The following is a 3,691-nucleotide window of genomic DNA, read 5'->3' on the forward strand; positions in this document are numbered from 1 at the left end:
CTCATGCCAGGCCGAGCCAGCGAGGGATTGTCCCGGTAGTTTTCGCTCACGAAGAGTATTTGACGGTGAGTGTCATCGCTGAAGCCGATCAGGGACTCTTCAGCTTGCATGCCGGCCAACGTAATGTTTCCTGCCCGCAAATTTTCGTAATCACCGGCAAGAAATATTTGCGTGTCTTTTTGGGTGCGGACGTGCAAGCGTTCTTCATCATCAGGTGAGAGCGCGTTGATGTAGATGTTCAGCGAGACGTCAGAAGCAGGCGGGCTAAAATCGAAGCTGGCGATTTCCTGATCATGATGACTTCTGATTACGATAGGCCCCAACGCAAAGCCTGCACCTGCACTCTCCGGTGCAACCTTGAATATTTCCTTGGAGAGCTTTGACAGGCGCGCCTCAACGGGGGCGTTTTTGCCGTTGTAGGACTCGGCACGGAGCATGACGTAGGCATCATCGACCAATAGGTGGAGTTCGTGCACGAAGGTGTCTGGGACTTCGGTGCTCTCAAAATACTGCAGGAATATCTTCTGTGGGGTTTCACGCCTTGCTGAAACCAACATGGATGCGTCCTGCTGTTCATCGTTCTTGACAACCGCGATTCGATGCGCACGCTCATTCAATGCGGCATCAAACCGCTCCTGCGTCACGCCCTCTCCCAACACACGCACCTCAACGGATGAATGATCGGCGCCCAACCCGTAGTAGAGTTTCACATCGCCACCACCAATCCAGTTGGCCGGTAAATCAATCAAGCCTCGGCCCAACCCCCAGGTGCGCATGTTGCTTGTCATTTCGCTCACGTTACGTTTCTCCTGTTCGCTGGGTTGTTTGAAGGCCGCACAGCCGGTGAGAGAACCCAGCACCATGCATGTCAAAAAAAGAATCAGCTGACGCATAGCGGCCTCTTGGCTTTCGCTGCGATTTTGATGAGTGAATAGAGGGTGAAGTGCTGCGTTAGCGGGTTGGCATAGGAGGCTTCATGATCAAAGCCGGGCGCCTTGATTTGCTGGCGGACTTCGCCATTGCGCGCACGCTTTATAGGCGCGCTGCCCGAGCTCACTGGGACGGTGCCGTCGCCGGAGCCATCCTGCATTTGGCAATGCAGTTCCCAATAGCTGGTCTGCACGGTTCTGACCGGCGCGTCGGGATCACCACGCAGGGGTAGCACGGCCTCGGCTTGCCCGCCGACGTACAACGGGCTACGTCCGTCGTCGCGCACCTCATGCATTTGCAGGCTGGACACCGTGAAGGCATCGGGGCTTGAAGCAAAGAGGCCATTGAGGCGAGACCCGCGCTGCATTTTCCAAGTGATAGATTCGAAGCTGGGGTGCTTGTCTTCGCTGCCGTAGTAGACGTAGGTTTGAGGGTGATAGGAGCCGCTAATACGTTGATGAAAGGATTTTGCCTTTTTAATGTTGTCCGCAAATGTTTCCCACGTAATCGGATCACCATCCTTCGGTGCCAACCACTCCTCACGCAGTAATCCCCACCAACGGTCGCGACGTAAATAGATCTCTTCGTAAGGGTCTTTTATAGGCTGACGCGGCATCGCCGAAACGCCTTGATTGTCGATCAGTCTCAGCCAACCCGGGGAATAATCTAGTGTAGGCAGCAATTGCAAGGCACCAGGCGCCTGCGCAAAAACGGCGGTCACTTCCTGGCCGGTCGGGCCAATCACTGCTCCGGCAATGAGATCTTCGTCGCTCATGCCGACCTTGCAACGGCGATAAGCGACCGGAGCCCCAGTGGCGGGCATTACCCCATGCACGACGCCAGCAATTTTGGCGGCCATGCCGGGCAACTGTGCACATCGTCGAACCACCAATCCGCCCATGGAGTGGGTGACCAGAATGACTTGCTGACAGTTTCGACCGTATTGGTGCGTCAGTTCGTCAATGCGTTCGGCCAGGCGCTGTGCAGCGACTTTGTTGGAATCCAACCAGTTATATCCACACGCATGCACCGGCATCCGATAACCGCCGCGCGCCACCAGCTCATCCGAGACAATCGACGGCAACTGGCTGGCCAAGGTGGTACCCAGCCCAGGCATACCGATGGGGATTTCGGGTTTTAACCGGGTGATGTGAGTCGGCCCCGGCTCGACGGCGACGGTATGCAGGTGCTCCGGCCGAATGTCGAATTGTGGCCATTGGTGAGGCAGGAACTCACTATTGAGCGCCTCTTCCAACCAGAGCAGAAAAGCGTGATAGCTGGTTTCACTGACCTCGCCCCAGCCACGTTCTTCATAGCGTTTGCGCAGAGCCAGGAGGGTCTTTTTCCTGCCCAGCCCTGGCTGCGCCAGTACCGTACCGGCAGCCCGTTCAGGCACCGCGCCTTGGTTGTCGACTTCCACCCTGGCCGGGTGCAACAGTTTTTGTCGTATACCGGCCTTTTTGTTGATCCAGTTCATGGCCAGCCACATATTCTTGCCCATGAACCCCGCATCCAGGCGCCATACGGGAACGGCTTTTTCCTTTTTATTCCGTTTATCAGGCTTACTCTTCAAATTCGACCCCATGATCCCCGGCACAAAAATCACCGGCAGCACCCCATCCGGCGGCAATATGCAGTGCACCGGGTCGGTGATATGGCTGGGCGTGAGGGTCCAGGTATGCACCGGGTTACCGCGCGCGTTGTAGGTCATTGGCGCAATACGCGGCGCCGTCGGGTTATCGGTCATGCGGGGTCTCCGTGTTCAAGCCATTCCAGTACAAGCCCTTCCAGCGTCATGCCCTGTTGCAGGGTGACGAAGCCATCACCATCGGTACGGCCTTCGAAACGTGCGCCGTCTTTGCGCACCAGGGCGTAGGCACGGTTGCGGATGGGTTGGTGATGAGCGCGGCTACAAGAAGATCGGCAGGGGCTAATCATTGATCTTTGTCCCCGGGTGACGGTTTGCGCTTTTCAAAACTGGCAATGAACTCATCGAGGATGCGTTTGTTTTCGGCCGCCTCCTCGGCCGTTGGGCCACGGTCGTTCGCCCAAGGGTCCGGCTTGGGCGCGACTGAGTTGGGGCGCATGCGCACGGACTTGAGGATCGCGTCCCACACGGCCATGGCTTCGTAATCGGTGAGGGAGGGGTTGACGGGGTCTGGTGAAGCAGGTTGTTGCCAGAGCGGCAGGTCGTAGCCTTTGTTGGCGAACTGGGGCAGGGTCCAGCGGACGAGGTCTTCGGGCTCATCGGGATCATCTGGCTCTCCTTTCATGCCGCCTGCCGACAAGCGGATGCTCATACCAGGCCGAGCCAGCGAGGGATTGTCCCGGTAGTTTTCGCTCACGAAGAGTATTTGACGGTGAGTGTCATCGCTGAAGCCGATCAGGGACTCTTCGGCTTGCATGCCGGCCAACATGATTTTTCCAGTGCGCAGATTTTCGTAATCACCTGCGAGAAAAATTTGCCCGTCTTTTGGAGTGCGAACATGCAAACGCTCTTCATCATCAGGTGATAATGCGTTGATGTAGATGCTCAGTGAGACATCCGAGGCAGGAGGACTGAACTCGAAGCTGGCTATCTCCTGATCGTGATGACTGCGGATCACAATCGGCCCAAGCGCAAACCCCGCGCCGGCATTTTCGGGGGTGACTTTGAAGATTTCCTTCGACAGCTTTAATAGTTGGGCTTGAACGGGATCCGTATCGCCGTCGTAGGATTGAGCTCTGAGCATGACGTAGACGTCATCGATCAGCAGATGAG

Annotated in this window: 4 protein-coding genes; all 4 read right to left on the reverse strand. The window is 56.7% G+C overall.

What is annotated here, in order from left to right:
- The coding region (locus AC1DRN_RS29690; protein ID WP_477786909.1) for a T6SS immunity protein Tli4 family protein at positions 1-893 on the reverse strand (893 nt) is incomplete at its 3' end.
- Positions 881-2,677 carry an alpha/beta fold hydrolase gene (locus tag AC1DRN_RS29695; protein WP_223463498.1) on the reverse strand — a complete coding sequence of 599 codons (1,797 nt, stop codon included), beginning with the start codon at positions 2,675-2,677 and terminating at the stop codon, positions 881-883. The genes AC1DRN_RS29695 and AC1DRN_RS29690, both read right to left, overlap by 13 nt.
- Complete coding sequence (locus AC1DRN_RS29700; RefSeq protein WP_223463497.1) at positions 2,674-2,868, reverse strand: hypothetical protein; 195 nt, start codon at positions 2,866-2,868, stop codon at positions 2,674-2,676. Before AC1DRN_RS29700 ends, AC1DRN_RS29695 begins: the two co-directional genes overlap by 4 nt.
- Positions 2,865-3,691, reverse strand: an 827-nt coding sequence (locus AC1DRN_RS29705) for a T6SS immunity protein Tli4 family protein (RefSeq protein ID WP_477786910.1), incomplete at its 5' end; no start/stop codon positions are given. The genes AC1DRN_RS29705 and AC1DRN_RS29700, both read right to left, overlap by 4 nt.

The sequence above is a fragment of the Pseudomonas sp. P5_B3 genome, from assembly GCF_056400405.1.

What these genes read in the sequence shown, in the direction of transcription:
- AC1DRN_RS29695 (WP_223463498.1), bottom strand. Translation starts at nt 2,677, where the DNA reads ATGACCGATAACCCGACGGCGCCGCGTATTGCGCCAATGACCTACAAC.
- AC1DRN_RS29700 (WP_223463497.1), bottom strand. Translation starts at nt 2,868, where the DNA reads ATGATTAGCCCCTGCCGATCTTCTTGTAGCCGCGCTCATCACCAACCC.